Below are 14,522 nucleotides of genomic sequence, written 5' to 3'. Positions count from 1 at the left end.
AATTAGCCATGATACAGCTTCCACTCATGTCGGCAGGGGAGAGGGAGATGACGAATCACAACTGGCAACGCTACATGCTGGAGGCGGAAAACGCCCTCGACATGGGGGCGCTCGGCACGGCCATCTGCCTCTACCAGCAGGCGCTGGGAGAGGTGTATGAGCTGGGGGCGGATGAGCTGAACCTGGACGAGCTGGACGAACTCGCCAGCATGCGGGTCGCCACCTGTCACCGCCTCGCCGACTTCTGGCGCGCCATGGAGGAGCCGGCCTATGAGCTGCGCTACCTCAAGCTCGCCTCCGAACTGGTCACTGCCCTGGTGCCACAATGTCCGAACCGGGAGTGTGAATCCCTCATCAGCGAGCTGGGCTGCTGCCGCGCCGCCTTGCTCTCCTTCCTGAAACGCCACCCCAATCCCGAGATAGCCCGGCTTATCCAGGTGCAGGACAAGGTGCAGGGCTGCGAGCTGATCGGCCGTTTCCGCCTGAACTAGGGGCTAGCCCCGCCGCCCCAGCTTGTGGGCGATACGATCTTGCGCCTCTTCCCCCTGCAAGGCCTGGGAGAAGGCGCGGGCCTCCATGTCGATGACGAAATGCACCGCCTGCCTGAGCTCCTGCTTGAGCAGGGCCTTGCTCTTTTGCAGCGCCCTCGGCGGCTTGGCAGCGAGTCTCAATCCCTGTTCCCGCGCAAATCCGAGCAGCTCGCCCACCGCCACCACCTGGTTGGCGAGGCCGAGGCGCAGCGCCTCGCTCGCATCCATCGCCTCCGCCAGCAGCAACAACTCGGATGCCTTCAGGTGACCCACCGCCCTCGGCAGCAGGAGGCTGGAGGCAAACTCCGGCACCAGCCCCAGCTCGACGAAGGGCAGCTGCAGCCGAGCGTTGTCCCCCAGATAGACCAGATCGCAGTGCAGCAGCAGCGTGGTGCCTATGCCCACCGCCGGGCCTGCGACGGCGGCGATGACGGGCTTGGGAAAATCGGCGAAGGCGTGGAGGAACAGCAGGATGGGATCGTCGGGATCCAGGCTCTCCTTGCCCATAAAGTCGGCCAGATCGTTGCCGGCGGTGAAGCACTCCGCCTGGCCCTGCAACAGCACCACGTGCACGCTCTCATCCTGGCTCGCCTGTTGCAATGCGGCGGTGAGGGCCTGATACATCTGGGTGTTGAGGGCGTTGCGTTTGTCTGGCCGGTTGAGGGTCAGGGTGAGCAAGCCATCCTGCTGCTCGACCAGAATAGTGGGGGCCATGTCTGAATCCTTGTCATTTGAAGCTGCCAAAAGCCAGCCAGGGGGGTAAGCTTTCCATCGTTTAACAACATCATAAAAGGATTCAAACCATGTTTAAACGTGCGTTTTACTCCATGCTGACCCTGCTTTTGGCGACTCCCGCCCTGGCCAAGGTGGAGGCCGTCGATGGCTATGTGCGCCTGTTGCCCCCTGGCTCCCCCAACACGGCGGCCTTCATGGTGCTCAAGAACGACGGCGACAAGCCGGTGACCCTGACCGCCGTATCCTCCCCCGAGGCCGCGCGAGCCGAGCTGCACACCCATCTGCACGAGAACGGGGTGATGAAGATGCGCCAGGTGGATGGCATCCAGATCCCCGCGAAGGGGGAGGTGGCCCTCAAGCCCGGCAGCTTCCACGTCATGCTATTTGAGGTGAGGGAACTCGCCCAGGGCACCCCCTTCCCCCTGACCCTGACTCTGGACGATGGCCAGACCCTCAGCCTGAGCCTGCCGGTGAAGCCGGTCGAGCCGATGAAAGGCATGCAGCACTGACATCGGCCCGGACATTAATGGACGCTGGTTCAGCTTTTTACTCTAGGTATTCCTTGCGCTCTGGGTAAAATGATGGCCTTTCCAGTCCATAAGGGAGTTATATGATGAAGAAGACCTTGATTGCCGGCAGCCTGCTTGCCCTGTTCAGCCACGCCGCCATGGCCGCCGACGACTGGCGCTTCGCGGCGGGTGCCGACCTGTGGAACGCCCAGGGCAGCGGCCAGATCAACGGTGACGGAGCCGATGGCAGCTATGACGACAACTACAACTGGAACGGCTACCTGCAACTGGAGCACGGCATCTTCCTGCTGCCCAACGCCAAGTTCGAAATGTCCGATCTCAGCAGCAGCGGCGGTTCCTTCAACAACGATCTGCTGGCCTACGACCTGACCCTCTACTATCGCCTGATGAACAACGACCTGTTCCAGCTCGATCTGGGTCTGACCGGCCGCCGTTACGACGGTGACTTCAACACCCAGCACTACTCCTATGACAAGGATGTGCTGATGGCCTACACCGGTGGCGAGATCCGCATTCCGGGTACCGGCTTCGCGGCCTTCGGCGATCTGCGTGTGCAGGATGCGGACAACTATGACTACCGTCTGGGCGGCTCCTACAAGTTTGCCTCCGTGCCGCTCAAGCTGCGTGCCGGCTGGCGTGAAGTGGACATGGACTTCGACAAGGTCGATCAGAAGGTCGATGGCTGGTTCATCGGCGGTGAATTCACTTTCTGATCTGAGTATTCAGATCTGATCCGGGAGGGATGATGGGCCACATCATAGTGACAGGCGCAGGCTCCGGCCTCGGACGCGCGCTGACAATCGGACTGGTAGCGCGCGGCCACAGTGTTGCCATGATGGGGCGCCGTTACCACAAGCTGCAGGAGCAGGAACAGCTGCTCGGCAAGGCCGTGGTCGGCATCGCCGCCGATCTCGCTCACCACGAGGAGGTGGAGATGGCCTTCTCGGCCGCCGTGGCCTGGGGCGGTCTGCCGGATCTGGTGATCCACTGCGCCGGGGTGGGGGAGTTCGGCCCGGTCGGGGTCTATACCGCCGAGCAGGTGCGCCGGGTGGTGGAGAGCAACCTGGTCTCCACCATCCTGGTGGCCCAGCAGACGGTGCGTCTCATCGGCGAGAAGGGGGGCGTGCTGGCCAATGTGCTCTCCTCCGCGGCCCAGGCCGGCAAGGCCAACGAGAGCCTCTATTGCGCCTCCAAGTGGGGGATGCGAGGCTTTCTGGAGTCCCTGCGAGCCGAGCTCAAGGGCTCCCCCCTGAGGCTGGTGAACCTCTATCCGAGCGGGATCCGCAGCGAATTCTGGGATAACTCGGATCACGTGGACCCGAGCCGCTTCATGACGCCGGAGGATGCCGCCGCCTACATGCTGGATGCCCTGGAGGCGCGCAGCAGTTGCCACGTGACGGACCTCTTCATCGGACGCAACGACTGAGCCTTATCACTCTTGTAGCAGTGATCGCTGCCCGGAAAACAAAAAGCGCGCCTATTGGCGCGCTTTTTTCATTCATATGCAGTGGTAAATACTATCTGGTTTGCTTGTCTTTACGCCGGGCCATGACGATGCATGTCGGCACATATTATTTCCGCGTCACATATTCCCGCAGGAAGGATGGGATCACCTGTTTTGGCTTCTTGCCCAGGGTCAGCAGCCATTCAAAATCCGGGTCGATAATGCCATGCCGACACGCCAACTCTTCCAACAAGGCGAGCCAGAGGTGGGCCGTCACCTCGGCATCCGCCAGGGCGCGGTGAAACACCCCGTCATTGGGCAGGCGCTTGTATTGCACCAGGGTGCCCAGCTTGTGATCCGGGGCATCGGGAAACAGACGCCTCGACAGCAGCAGGGAGCAGGCGAACTGCCCGCGGTATCGCGCCGGCAGCCGCTCTACTTCCGCGTCCAGAAAGCGCTTGTCGAAGGAGGCGTTGTGGGCGACCAGATTGTCATCACCGATAAAGTCGACGAAATCCGCCATCACCTCGTTGCAGGGGGGAGCCTGTTTCAGCATGGCGTTGCTGATCCCGGTGTATTGCTCGATGAAGCTGCTGACGTTGAAGCCTGGATTCATCAGCGCCGAGAAACGCTCGCTGATCTGGCCATCCTTGATCCTGACGGCGCCGATCTCGATGGCTCTATCCCCTTGTCCGGGTGAGAGCCCTGTGGTCTCGAAGTCGAGTACGACAACGGTATTGGCTGAGGCGATGGACATAATTTCTCGGGCAAGCTGGGTAAAGAGCGCCAGTCTAGGAAATCAGCCGTACCGTGTACAGCGCGATGTCTCTCAACATCAGAGCCGCATGACTGTGAGTCATGGAGGAGAGAGGTGCATATAAAAAGCCCCGAGTACCGTGACACTCGGGGCTTCCTTACGAACAGCGAAAGGCTGAGTTAATGGGCGCTATCAGCGACCCAGCTTGCCCTTGAGCTGTGCGATGATGTCGCCAATGGGCACTTCCTGCTTCTCGCCGGTGCGGCGGCACTTGTACTCCACCACGCCGTTGTCCAGACCGCGGTCGCCGATAACGATGGCGTGGGGAACCCCCAGCAGCTCCATGTCGGCGAACATCACGCCCGGGCGCTCCTTGCGGTCATCGAACAGCACGTCCACACCGGCGGCTTTGAGCTCGGCGTAGAACTGCTCGGCCTGCTCGGCGACGCGCTCGGACTTGTGCATGTTCATCGGCACGATGGCCACTTCGAACGGGGCGATGGCTTCCGGCCAGATGATGCCGTACTGGTCGTTGTTCTGCTCGATGGCGGCGGCCACCAGGCGGGAAACACCTATGCCGTAGCAACCCATCTCCATGGTGACGGACTTGCCGCCCTCGTTCAGCACGTTCGCCTTCATGGCTTCGGAGTACTTGGTGCCGAGCTGGAAGATGTGGCCCACTTCGATGCCGCGCTTGAGCAGCAGCTTGCCCTGGCCGCAGGGGCTGGGGTCGCCTTCCACCACGTTGCGCAGATCGGCCACTTCGTAAGAAGCGATGTCCCGATCCCAGTTCGCGCCGGTCAGGTGGAAGCCGGTCTCGTTGGCGCCACAGACGAAGTCAGCCAGGTGAGCGGCGCTGCGATCGGCGATGATGCGACCGGTGAAGCCGACCGGGCCGATGGAGCCGGCGTCACAGCCGGCGGCGGCTTTGATCTGCTCGTCGTTGGCGAAGGTCAGCGGGTTGGCGACGCCAGCCAGCTTCTCGGCTTTGATCTCGTTCAGTTCGTGATCGCCACGCAGTACCAGGGCGATGACCGCCTGCTTGCCGTGCTCGTCCGCCTCGCCCAGCACCAGCAGGGTCTTGGCGATGGTGGTCGGAGCCACGGAGAGGAAGGCGGCGACCTCGTCGATGGTGTGGACACCCGGGGTGGCGACCTTGGTCAGGGCGGCTGTGGCGGCAGCGCGCTCACCGGCCGGCGCCAGCGCCTCGGCCATCTCGATGTTGGCGGCGTAGTCTGAGGTGTCGGAGAAGGCGATCAGATCTTCACCGCTCTCGGCCAGCACCTGGAACTCGTGGGAGCCGGTACCCCCGATGGAGCCGGTATCGGCCTGCACCGGACGGAAGTTCAGGCCCATGCGGGTGAAGGCGGCGCAGTAGGCGGCGTGCATCTTCTCGTAGGTCTCGACCAGAGATTCCTTGTTGATGTGGAAGGAGTAGGCATCCTTCATCAGGAACTCGCGGCCGCGCATCACGCCGAAGCGGGGGCGGACTTCGTCGCGGAACTTGGTCTGGATCTGGTAGAGGTTCAGGGGCAGCTGCTTGTAGCTGTTCACCTCGTAACGGATCAGGGCGGTGATCACCTCTTCGTGGGTCGGGCCCAGCACGAAGGGACGGTTGTGGCGGTCGGTCAGACGGCACAGCTCGGGGCCGTAGTCGTCCCAGCGGCCGGACTCCTGCCACAGCTCGGCCGGTTGTACCACCGGCATGGAGACTTCGATGGCACCAGCTCTGTTCATCTCTTCGCGAACTATGTTCTCGATCTTCTTCAGGACCCGCAGGCCGGACGGCAACCAGGCATACATGCCGGAGGCCAGTTTGCGGATCATGCCGGCGCGAAGCATCAGCTGATGGCTGACGACTTCCGCATCGGAGGGGGTTTCCTTGAGAGTGGAGAGCAGGTATTGGCTGGTACGCATCGCGGTAGACCTTAGCTAGTTCGGGCGACTTGGCCCTGGAAAATTGCAAGTGCGGAATTTTAACAGGCCGAGGCGCGCGGCCCAAGGGCTAAATTAGGTGTTGGGGGTGGGGAGCCTGGTCGGCGGGGGAGAGGCCGGGCGGATGCGGGTGAGAGAGGTGAAAGAGAGGAACGAAGAGGGGGCGGCTGGGCGACCCCCTCCTCAGGGATCAACCCAGGTAGTCGATCAGGATCTTGGACACCTTGCCATCCAGGCCGTTGTGATAATGGCTGGTGACGACCACGTTGCCGCCGTCCAGGTTGGCGCTGCTGTTGAAGCTGCCGACCACGACTGTGTCGGTAATGGGTCCCTTGATCAGGATCTGGGCCCAGTCATCGTCGGTACTGGCCGAGGGGCTGTCGTAGACCTTGATGAGGGTGATGCCGGGGATGCCCTCCAGCTTCAGGGAGCGGGCCTCATCATTGCTGAAGCCCTGATCGCCACTCTTGCAGTCGATGTTGTAGCTGACTCCGCCGCTCAGGGTGTTGCCGACCTGATCCTGAGTGGCGCCATTGCCTTCCCAAAAGCTGATCCGTCCTTTAGCCATCTTGCTGTCCTTACGCGCTCAGGCGCGTGATAGAGGTGAGGGAAACCAAATTTAGATTCCATATGGATCTCTTTGGCTGATTGAGACTAGCCAGCCAGCAAGATATCGCCAGTCCCGTCAGCGGGTTTTTTCTTTATCACGCTGAATTCAAACAGATTAAAAATGTCGCCCTGCAGAGATGTGTTTGATGTATCGGGTAAGAAACTCAAAAGAGCCCCTTTTGTCGGCCGGCTGACAACCTCGGAGGAGAGGGGGCATCGTGCGGGGTGACCACCTCCCTATGCTGGATACTTATCCAGTTATTCTTTATGCTATGGCCCAATTCATACAGAGTCTGCGTGGCGAGGAAGAGAACATGATCGGTCGCTTGAGAGGCGTCATCATCGAGAAACAACCCCCTGAGGTGTTGCTGGAGGTCGGCGGTGTGGGCTACGAGGTCCACATGCCCATGAGCTGCTTCTACGATCTGCCGGATCTTGGCAAGGAAGCGGTCATTCACACCCACTTCGTTGTGCGCGAAGACGCCCAGCTGCTCTATGGCTTCAACCACAAGCAGGAGCGGGCGCTGTTTCGCGAGCTGATCAAGACCAACGGGGTCGGCCCCAAGCTGGCGCTGGCCATCCTCTCCGGCATGACCGCCACCCAGTTCGTGATGAGTGTCGAGCGCGAGGAGATCAGCTCCCTGGTGAAACTGCCCGGTGTGGGCAAGAAGACCGCCGAGCGCCTGGTGGTGGAGATGAAAGACCGCCTCAAGGGCTGGGTCAGCCACGATCTCTTCTCCCCCGCCGCCATCAGTCTGCCCGAGAAAGAGAGCGGGCTGCGCGCGCCGGATTCCAGCGAGGAGGCGGCCAGCGCCCTGGTGGCACTCGGCTACAAGCCCCAGCAGGCCAGCCAGATCGTTGCCAAGGTGGCGAAAGAGGGCATGTCGGTCGAGGCCATCATCCGTGAATCCTTGCGTAGTCTGGTGTAAGGATGACGATGTATAACGCAAAGCCTTTGGCCATGGCGGTGCAGCCAAGTGAGGTAGTACATGATTGAAGCGGATCGTCTGATATCGGCGGGAGAATCCCGCGAGGATGCGGTCATCGACCGGGCCATCCGCCCCAAGAAGCTGGCGGATTACACCGGCCAGGATCACGTCTGCGGCCAGATGGAGATCTTCATCGAAGCCGCCCGCCAGCGTGGGGAGGCCCTGGATCACCTGCTGATCTTCGGCCCGCCCGGTCTCGGCAAGACCACACTCGCGAACATCGTGGCCAATGAGATGGAGGTCAACATCAAGACCACCTCGGGCCCTGTGCTGGAGAAGGCCGGGGATCTGGCGGCCCTGCTCACCAACCTCGAACCCCACGATGTGCTCTTCATCGACGAGATCCACCGCCTCAGCCCCGTGGTGGAGGAGGTGCTCTATCCGGCCATGGAGGATTACCAGCTCGACATCATGATAGGGGAGGGGCCAGCCGCCCGCTCCATCAAGCTCGATCTCCCCCCCTTCACCCTGATCGGCGCCACCACCCGGGCCGGGTCGCTGACCAGCCCGCTACGGGACCGCTTCGGCATCGTCCAGCGGCTGGAGTTCTACAACGTCAAGGATCTCACCGACATAGTCGCCCGCAGCGCCCGCTGCCTCGGGCTCGAGATGTCGGATGACGGTGCGCTGGAGGTGGCTCGCCGCTCCCGCGGTACGCCACGTATTGCTAACCGTTTGTTAAGACGGGTGCGGGATTTCGCCCAGGTGAAATCCGATGGGCGGATTGATGGACCCATTGCAGCCCGCGCCATGGACATGCTGGACGTGGATAACGAAGGCTTCGACTTCATGGACCGCAAGCTATTGTTGGCCGTCATCGACAAGTTTATGGGGGGGCCGGTTGGCCTCGACAACCTGGCCGCGGCCATTGGGGAAGAGAAGGACACCATCGAAGATGTGCTGGAGCCCTACCTCATCCAGCAGGGCTATCTGCAGCGTACCCCCAGGGGGCGGCTGGCGACCGCGAGGGCCTATGCCCACTTCGGCCTGCAGCGACCGCCGGAAGCATAGAAATATCTGATTGAATGAAAAACCGCCTCCAGGGGCGGTTTTTTACTATTCTGACAAAATTCCCGGGCCAAAAAAAAGCCCACGGCGGATGCGGTGGGCAAAGACAATTCAGGATGGATGTTCACAGACAGTGAGTGCGTCTGGAGAGCGGTCAGGAAAACACGAAGAGAGCCGTCGCGAGGCCTCAGAGTCGGTTCATTTGATAGAGCTGAACGAACGAAAGCTTGTAGTAACGAATGGTCTTGGCAACAAACTTTTTCATCATTAATCCCAACAAACAGGTTCGAAATGTTCATCGAATACGTACCGGGAACCCAGTATGACCAGCCTGTATCCAGAGGTGTGCCCTCACTGCGAGGCGCATTGTAGGAGCACTCGACGGACCGGACAAACAAGAAAATTTGCCACCATCGGATTAGATTAAGTAATCTTTATGTGGCGGTGTGAAATAAGCATAAACATGTGTTTTTACTGGTTTTAAATTGCAATCAAGGACTGGGCTTCAGTTTAGGAAATACAGGGTTGAAGGATGGCGAAGCATTATTTGTTTAACAGAATTGAAACTATTTCGTTATGTATTAAAATTGATTTAAATCAAACATTTATGTGTTGCGTTGTTTTGTGATGTGGCTCCCATAATTAAGGCTTTCATCCCGATAAGTTGCCCTGAAAAGGCATGTATTGGTGATGGTTTTACATTGATTTCAATCAAATAAAGGTGATATAAAACAGCGGTCATTATAGGCGGGAATAGAATTGCAGTTAATGTTTACCAGATGTTAAACATTAGCTTTTTTTGTTCTTGTATATTGCCTTGTTGTTAATGTGGTTGCAGTCGAATCCGGTCATCGATCTTGGTATGGCCGATCATTCGGGGCCTTCCAATGGAAGCTTTGTCCTTAAAACTTAAAATAGCCGTGCCAATAATCGGTGAGGAAACATCATGATTGCTGAGCATGTGGTAGACCTATCGCGGTTCCAATTTGCTGCGACGGCCCTTTATCACTTCCTGTTTGTACCCTTGACGCTGGGGATGGCCTTCATCCTGGCGATCATGGAGTCTGTCTATGTGATGACCAACAACACTGTCTACCGGGACATGACCAAGTTCTGGGGCAAGTTGTTCGGGATCAACTTTGCCCTCGGGGTGACCACAGGGCTGACCATGGAGTTCCAGTTCGGGACCAACTGGGCCTACTACTCCCACTATGTCGGCGATATCTTCGGGGCCCCGCTGGCCATCGAAGGGCTGATGGCCTTCTTCCTGGAGTCCACCTTCGTCGGTATGTTCTTCTTCGGTTGGGATCGTCTCAGCAAACGCCAGCACCTGGCAGCCACCTGGCTGATGGCGCTGGGTACCAACCTCTCCGCCCTCTGGATCCTGGTCGCCAACGGCTGGATGCAGAACCCGGTCGGTGCCGAGTTCAACTTCGAATCCATGCGCATGGAGATGGTGAGCTTCGCCGAGCTGGTGTTCAACCCGGTTGCCCAGGTCAAGTTCGTCCACACTGTGGCGGCGGGCTACACCACGGGCGCCATGTTCGTGCTGGGTATCTCCTCCTACTACCTGCTGAAGAATCGTGACGTGGCCTTCGCCCGCCGCTCCTTCGCCATCGCGGCCGCCTTCGGCATGGCCTCCATCGTTTCCGTGCTGATCCTGGGTGATGAGTCCGGCTACGAGACAGGTGAAGTGCAGAAGGTGAAACTGGCTGCCATCGAAGCCGAGTGGAACACCGAGCCGGCGCCCGCCTCTTTCACCCTGTTCGGCATCCCGAACCAGGAAGAGATGCGCACCGACTACGCCATCAAGATCCCGTATGCGCTTGGCATCATCGCCACCCGTTCCCTGGACGGTCAGGTGACCGGTCTGAAGGATCTGAAGAGCGAGCACGAGCTGCGTGTGCGCAACGGCATGGTCGCCTATGACCTGCTGACCAAGCTGCAATCCGGTGACAAGTCCGACGATACCCGCGCCCGTTTCGACGAGGTGAAGCAGGATCTGGGCTACGGTCTGCTGCTCAAGCGCTACACCCCGAACGTGACCGATGCGACCGACGCCCAGATCAAGTCCGCCGTGGATGACTCCATCCCGCAGGTGGCACCGCTGTTCTTCGCGTTCCGCATCATGGTTGCCTGCGGCATCGTCATGTTGCTGCTGATCGGCATCGCCTTCTACGACAGCACCCGCCACAAGATCGGCGAGCGCAAGTGGCTGCTCAAGGCGCTGCTGTACGGGATCCCGCTGCCCTGGATCGCCATCGAGTGTGGCTGGTTCGTCGCGGAATATGGTCGCCAGCCCTGGACCATCGCCGAGATGCTGCCGACCTCCGTCTCCGCATCCAACCTCCCGGCCTCCGAGATCTGGTTCTCCCTCATCGGGATCTGCCTGTTCTACACAGTGCTGCTCATCATCGAGATGTACCTGATGTTCAAGTACGCGCGTCTGGGCCCGAGCAGTCTGAAAACGGGCAAGTACCACTTCGAACAGAGCAAGGCTTAAGGAGAGGATCCCATGTTTGATTACGAATTATTGCGTCTGGTCTGGTGGGTTCTGGTCGGCGTGCTGCTGATCGGCTTCGCCGTCACCGACGGTTTCGATATGGGGGTGGGTGCCCTGCTTCCCTTCGTCGGCAAGAAGGATGTCGAGCGTCGGGTGATGCTCAACACCATGGGCCCGCACTGGGAAGGCAACCAGGTCTGGTTGGTGACCGCGGGTGGTGCCCTGTTCGCGGCCTGGCCCATGGTCTATGCGGCAGCCTTCTCCGGCTTCTACATCGCCATGATCCTGACCCTGATGGCCCTCTTCCTGCGCCCGGTCGGCTTCAAGTACCGCTCCCTGCGGGAAGATGCCAAGTGGCGCAACAACTGGGACTGGGGGCTCTTCGTCGGTAGCGCCGTGCCGCCTGTCATCTTCGGGGTCGCCTTCGGCAACTTGCTGCAGGGTGTACCGTTCAGCTTCAACCAGTTCCTGATGCTGACCTATCACGGTAACTTCTTCGGTCTGCTCAACCCGTTCGGCCTGCTGGCCGGCCTGGTGAGCCTCTTCATGATCGTCACCCAGGGCGCGACCTGGCTGATGATGAAGACCGAGGGTGAGGTGCTGGCCCGTTCCCGCACCGCCGCCATGATCTTCTCCCTGCTGACCCTGGTGCTGTTCGCCCTGGCCGGCGTCTGGGTGAGCGGCATGGACGGTTACGTGGTGGTGGGCAGCATGGCCACCGACGCCGTCACCAACCCGCTTCACAAGGAAGTGGTGGTGCAAGCCGGTGCCTGGATGAACAACTACAGCCTCTACCCCTGGATGATCGCGGCCCCCGCGCTGGGTCTGGCGATGTGCCTGCTGACCGCGGCCGCGGCCAAGATCGGCAAGGGCTGGCTGGCGTTCCTGTGCTCCTCTCTGGCCATTGCGGGCATCATTCTGACGGCGGGCTTCTCCATGTTCCCGTTCCTGATGCCCTCCAGCCTGGAGCCGTCCCAGAGCCTGACCATGTGGGATGCCACCGCCTCCTTCAACACCCTCAAGGTGATGACGGTGGTCGCTGTCATCTTTGTCCCGACCGTGCTGGCGTATACCCTCTGGACCTACATCAAGATGTTTGGCCGGGTGAGCAACAAGCACATCGAAGACAACCAACAATCGCTCTATTAAGAAGGTGCCCTGATATGTGGTATTTCACCTGGATCCTGGGTTTGTTGCTGGCCTGTGCCTTCGGTGTCATCAACGCACTCTGGCTGGAACACACCGAGAACATGGATCGCAAGATCGATGAAAACAAGTGATCTCCTCGCCCGGTTGGCGGCTCCCCTGGAGCGCCAACCCTGGCAAGGGGTGATGCTGGTGGCGGCGACCCTGCTCGCCGTCGCCATCCTGCAAGCGCCCAATCTGATCGCCGCCAACACCAGTGAGCACGGGCTCTGGCTCGCCCCCTGGCTGATGTGGGCGGTCAGTTGTGGCGTGATGCACGGGCTGGGATTCCATCCCCGCAGCCTCATCGGTCGGTTGCTGTTTTGCCCCTGGCTCGCCTTGCCCACGCTGTTATACGGGCTTTGGCTGACCCAGGGCTATTTCCTGTCATAAAAAGAGAGGGAGGCAGAGCGTTATCTGCCTCCCTCTTGCTTTTACCGCGTCAGTCGGCGACTCGCGCCTCTCTCGATTCCGATTGCTCTCCTTGTGAGTCTGTCTGAGCCAACCCCATCTCCTGCCATTTGTGTGACAAGGCATGGCTTTCCCTGCGCCTCATGCTGGTTATCCCGCATTCACCTGCGTCTCTATTTCCCTTTGTGCTCCGGTACCAGTGACTCGTCTCGGCATGGATTGGCCCTGGAATATTTCCTGCCATAAAAAATACTGAGGGATGGGATTTCCCTGTCTCCCCCTGCTTCTTTCCTATTCAGCCCTGCGCTATGATAGCCCCCCATCTGACTGTCGAATGGATCACAGATTTTTATGGGGGAAGTCTCTGAGTTTCCGGTGCGTGTCTACTACGAGGACACGGACGCCGGAGGCATCGTCTACAACGCCAACTATCTCAAGTTTATGGAACGGGCCCGTACCGAATTCCTGCGTGCCGGCGGCATCGAGCAGGACGTCCTGCTGCAGGCCGGGCTTGCCTTCGTGGTGAGTCGCACCGAGATCGATTTTCGCGCCGCGGCCCGCTTCAATGAACTGCTGACCGTATTGACGCAAGTGACTGAAGTGAAACGCGCATCCATGCGTTTTTCGCAGCAGATCCTGGCGGCTGATGGACGACTGATCACCCAGGCCATGGTACAGATAGCCTGTGTCAGTCATCCGCAAATGAAACCTGTCGCAATACCTGAAAATATCAAGGGAGTGCTGTTAAGTGCACGCTGAAATTTCGTTTATTGGCCTGTTCTGGCAAGCCAGTCTGTTGGTCAAACTGGTCATGATGACCCTGATGGGCATGTCGGTCGTCTCCTGGGCGCTGATCATCCAGCGTTCCAAGGCCATCAAGGCGGCTAACCTGGCCTCCGAGCAGTTTGAGGACAGATTCTGGTCCGGGGTCGATCTGAACCGCCTCTATCAGGAGTCCTCCTCCCGCCGCGATGACATCGAAGGCATGGAAGACATCTTCTACTCCGGCTTCAAGGAGTATGCCCGTCTGCTCAAGGCCGGCGCCCGTGGCCAGGATGCGGTGATGGACGGTACTTATCGTGCCATGCGGGTCTCCCTGTCCCGTGCGGTGGACGATCTAGAGTCCAACCTGCCGGTACTGGCGACCATCGGCTCCATCAGCCCCTATATCGGTCTGTTCGGTACCGTCTGGGGGATCATGAACGCCTTCATCGCCCTGGGCCAAGTCCAGCAGGCGACCCTGCAGATGGTGGCACCGGGTATCGCGGAGGCGCTGATCGCCACCGCCATGGGTCTGTTTGCGGCCATTCCGGCGGTCATCTTCTACAACCGCTTCACCAACAAGGTGGAACGGCTGGAAAATGCCTACGCCAACTTCATGGACGAGTTCACCACCATTCTGAACCGCCAAATCGCACAGCAGGGTGAGAAGTAATGCAAACCTATCAGCGGCTCAAACGCAAGAAGGTCGCCGAGATCAACGTGGTGCCCTACATCGACGTCATGCTGGTGTTGCTCATCATCTTCATGGCGGTGACGCCGGTGATCACGCAAGGGGTCAAGGTCGACCTGCCCCAGGCAGAGGCCGAGCAACTGCCCGAGGATGCCAAGCCCCCCTTCATCGTCAGCGTGAACACCGAGGGTGAGTACGTCATCAAGGCCGGTGAGGCGGATGACGAGCCGGTGCCGAGTGGCACGCCCGAGGCGATGCAGCAATACATCACCGAGAAGGCCATGGGCTACCTGGCCATCAACCAGAACGCCCCCGTGGTGGTGGCCGGTGACAAGTCCGTGCGCTACGAAGAGGTGATCCTGTTGATGGTCGCCCTCAAGAAGGCCGGTGTGCCTCAGGTTGGCCTGATGACGGATCCGGTGAACTGACGGAG

The 14,522-nt window shown here is 59.8% G+C and carries 17 protein-coding genes; 13 read left to right on the top strand and 4 right to left on the bottom strand.

Translation table 11 applies throughout. The features are described from left to right. Window positions 1-47: 47 nt before the first annotated feature. Window positions 48-491, top strand: a complete 444-nt coding sequence (locus tag ACT5M9_RS08155; RefSeq protein WP_438551336.1) for a DUF2753 family protein — start codon at window positions 48-50, stop codon at window positions 489-491. Window positions 492-494: 3 nt separating this feature from the next. On the opposite strand, the gene ACT5M9_RS08150 is transcribed toward ACT5M9_RS08155, so the two are convergent. Beyond that, window positions 495-1,244: an enoyl-CoA hydratase gene (locus ACT5M9_RS08150; protein WP_457982884.1), complete on the bottom strand. Its 750-nt coding sequence runs from the start codon at window positions 1,242-1,244 to the stop codon at window positions 495-497. Window positions 1,245-1,333: 89 nt separating this feature from the next. On the opposite strand from ACT5M9_RS08150, the gene ACT5M9_RS08145 reads away from it, so the two are divergent. The 3 genes from ACT5M9_RS08145 (at window position 1,334) to ACT5M9_RS08135 (ending at window position 3,221) form a co-directional block, all read left to right on the top strand. Continuing rightward, window positions 1,334-1,774 (top strand): copper chaperone PCu(A)C, encoded by a 441-nt coding sequence (locus ACT5M9_RS08145; protein ID WP_457982882.1) that lies wholly within the window; start codon window positions 1,334-1,336, stop codon window positions 1,772-1,774. 104 nt (window positions 1,775-1,878) lie between these two features. Beyond that, the gene (locus ACT5M9_RS08140) at window positions 1,879-2,508 is read left to right on the top strand and encodes a TIGR04219 family outer membrane beta-barrel protein (RefSeq protein WP_438551380.1); all 630 of its coding nucleotides are present in this window, start codon (window positions 1,879-1,881) and stop codon (window positions 2,506-2,508) included. 32 nt (window positions 2,509-2,540) lie between these two features. After that, entirely contained in the window at window positions 2,541-3,221 is a 681-nt protein-coding gene (locus ACT5M9_RS08135) for an SDR family oxidoreductase (RefSeq protein ID WP_457982880.1), read from the top strand. A gap of 145 nt (window positions 3,222-3,366) precedes the next feature. Here the strand turns inward: ACT5M9_RS08135 and ACT5M9_RS08130 are convergent, their stop codons facing one another. The 3 genes from ACT5M9_RS08130 to ACT5M9_RS08120 form a co-directional block, all read right to left on the bottom strand. Further along, on the bottom strand, window positions 3,367-3,996 hold the full coding sequence (locus ACT5M9_RS08130; RefSeq protein WP_457982879.1) for a 3'-5' exonuclease: 630 nt from the start codon (window positions 3,994-3,996) through the stop codon (window positions 3,367-3,369). 192 nt (window positions 3,997-4,188) lie between these two features. Continuing rightward, window positions 4,189-5,913, bottom strand: coding sequence for a proline--tRNA ligase (locus ACT5M9_RS08125; protein ID WP_457982877.1), 1,725 nt, complete (start codon window positions 5,911-5,913; stop codon window positions 4,189-4,191). Between the two features lie 208 nt (window positions 5,914-6,121). Further along, window positions 6,122-6,499: a hypothetical protein gene (locus ACT5M9_RS08120; RefSeq protein ID WP_438551330.1), complete on the bottom strand. Its 378-nt coding sequence runs from the start codon at window positions 6,497-6,499 to the stop codon at window positions 6,122-6,124. Window positions 6,500-6,854: 355 nt separating this feature from the next. Here ACT5M9_RS08120 and ruvA point away from each other — a divergent pair, with 355 nt between their 5' ends. From ruvA to tolR, 9 genes are all read left to right on the top strand, one after another. Beyond that, window positions 6,855-7,469, top strand: a complete 615-nt coding sequence (gene ruvA / locus ACT5M9_RS08115) for a Holliday junction branch migration protein RuvA (RefSeq protein WP_438551329.1) — start codon at window positions 6,855-6,857, stop codon at window positions 7,467-7,469. 60 nt (window positions 7,470-7,529) lie between these two features. After that, on the top strand, window positions 7,530-8,540 hold the full coding sequence (gene ruvB, locus ACT5M9_RS08110) for a Holliday junction branch migration DNA helicase RuvB (protein ID WP_349919537.1): 1,011 nt from the start codon (window positions 7,530-7,532) through the stop codon (window positions 8,538-8,540). Window positions 8,541-9,483: 943 nt separating this feature from the next. Beyond that, window positions 9,484-11,040, top strand: coding sequence for a cytochrome ubiquinol oxidase subunit I (cydA, locus tag ACT5M9_RS08105; protein WP_457982875.1), 1,557 nt, complete (start codon window positions 9,484-9,486; stop codon window positions 11,038-11,040). A 12-nt stretch (window positions 11,041-11,052) separates the two neighbouring features. Beyond that, window positions 11,053-12,189 carry a cytochrome d ubiquinol oxidase subunit II gene (cydB, locus tag ACT5M9_RS08100; protein WP_438551326.1) on the top strand — a complete coding sequence of 379 codons (1,137 nt, stop codon included), beginning with the start codon at window positions 11,053-11,055 and terminating at the stop codon, window positions 12,187-12,189. A 14-nt stretch (window positions 12,190-12,203) separates the two neighbouring features. Next, complete coding sequence (cydX, locus tag ACT5M9_RS08095) at window positions 12,204-12,320, top strand: cytochrome bd-I oxidase subunit CydX (protein WP_100859361.1); 117 nt, start codon at window positions 12,204-12,206, stop codon at window positions 12,318-12,320. Beyond that, window positions 12,307-12,618 (top strand): cyd operon YbgE family protein, encoded by a 312-nt coding sequence (locus ACT5M9_RS08090; RefSeq protein ID WP_438551325.1) that lies wholly within the window; start codon window positions 12,307-12,309, stop codon window positions 12,616-12,618. Before cydX ends, ACT5M9_RS08090 begins: the two co-directional genes overlap by 14 nt. Window positions 12,619-12,987: 369 nt before the next feature. After that, the gene (gene ybgC, locus ACT5M9_RS08085) at window positions 12,988-13,395 is read left to right on the top strand and encodes a tol-pal system-associated acyl-CoA thioesterase (RefSeq protein ID WP_438551324.1); all 408 of its coding nucleotides are present in this window, start codon (window positions 12,988-12,990) and stop codon (window positions 13,393-13,395) included. Further along, window positions 13,385-14,071, top strand: coding sequence for a protein TolQ (tolQ, locus tag ACT5M9_RS08080; protein WP_010672873.1), 687 nt, complete (start codon window positions 13,385-13,387; stop codon window positions 14,069-14,071). Before ybgC ends, tolQ begins: the two co-directional genes overlap by 11 nt. Continuing rightward, window positions 14,071-14,517: a protein TolR gene (gene tolR / locus ACT5M9_RS08075; RefSeq protein WP_438551323.1), complete on the top strand. Its 447-nt coding sequence runs from the start codon at window positions 14,071-14,073 to the stop codon at window positions 14,515-14,517. The genes tolQ and tolR overlap by 1 nt, the downstream gene beginning before the upstream one ends. The last annotated feature ends 5 nt before the right edge of the window (window positions 14,518-14,522 follow it).

This window comes from Aeromonas sp. AE23HZ002T15 (assembly GCF_054165525.2).
The sequence above is the reverse complement of the archived record's forward strand: the minus strand, read 5'-3'. Positions and strand labels throughout refer to the sequence as shown.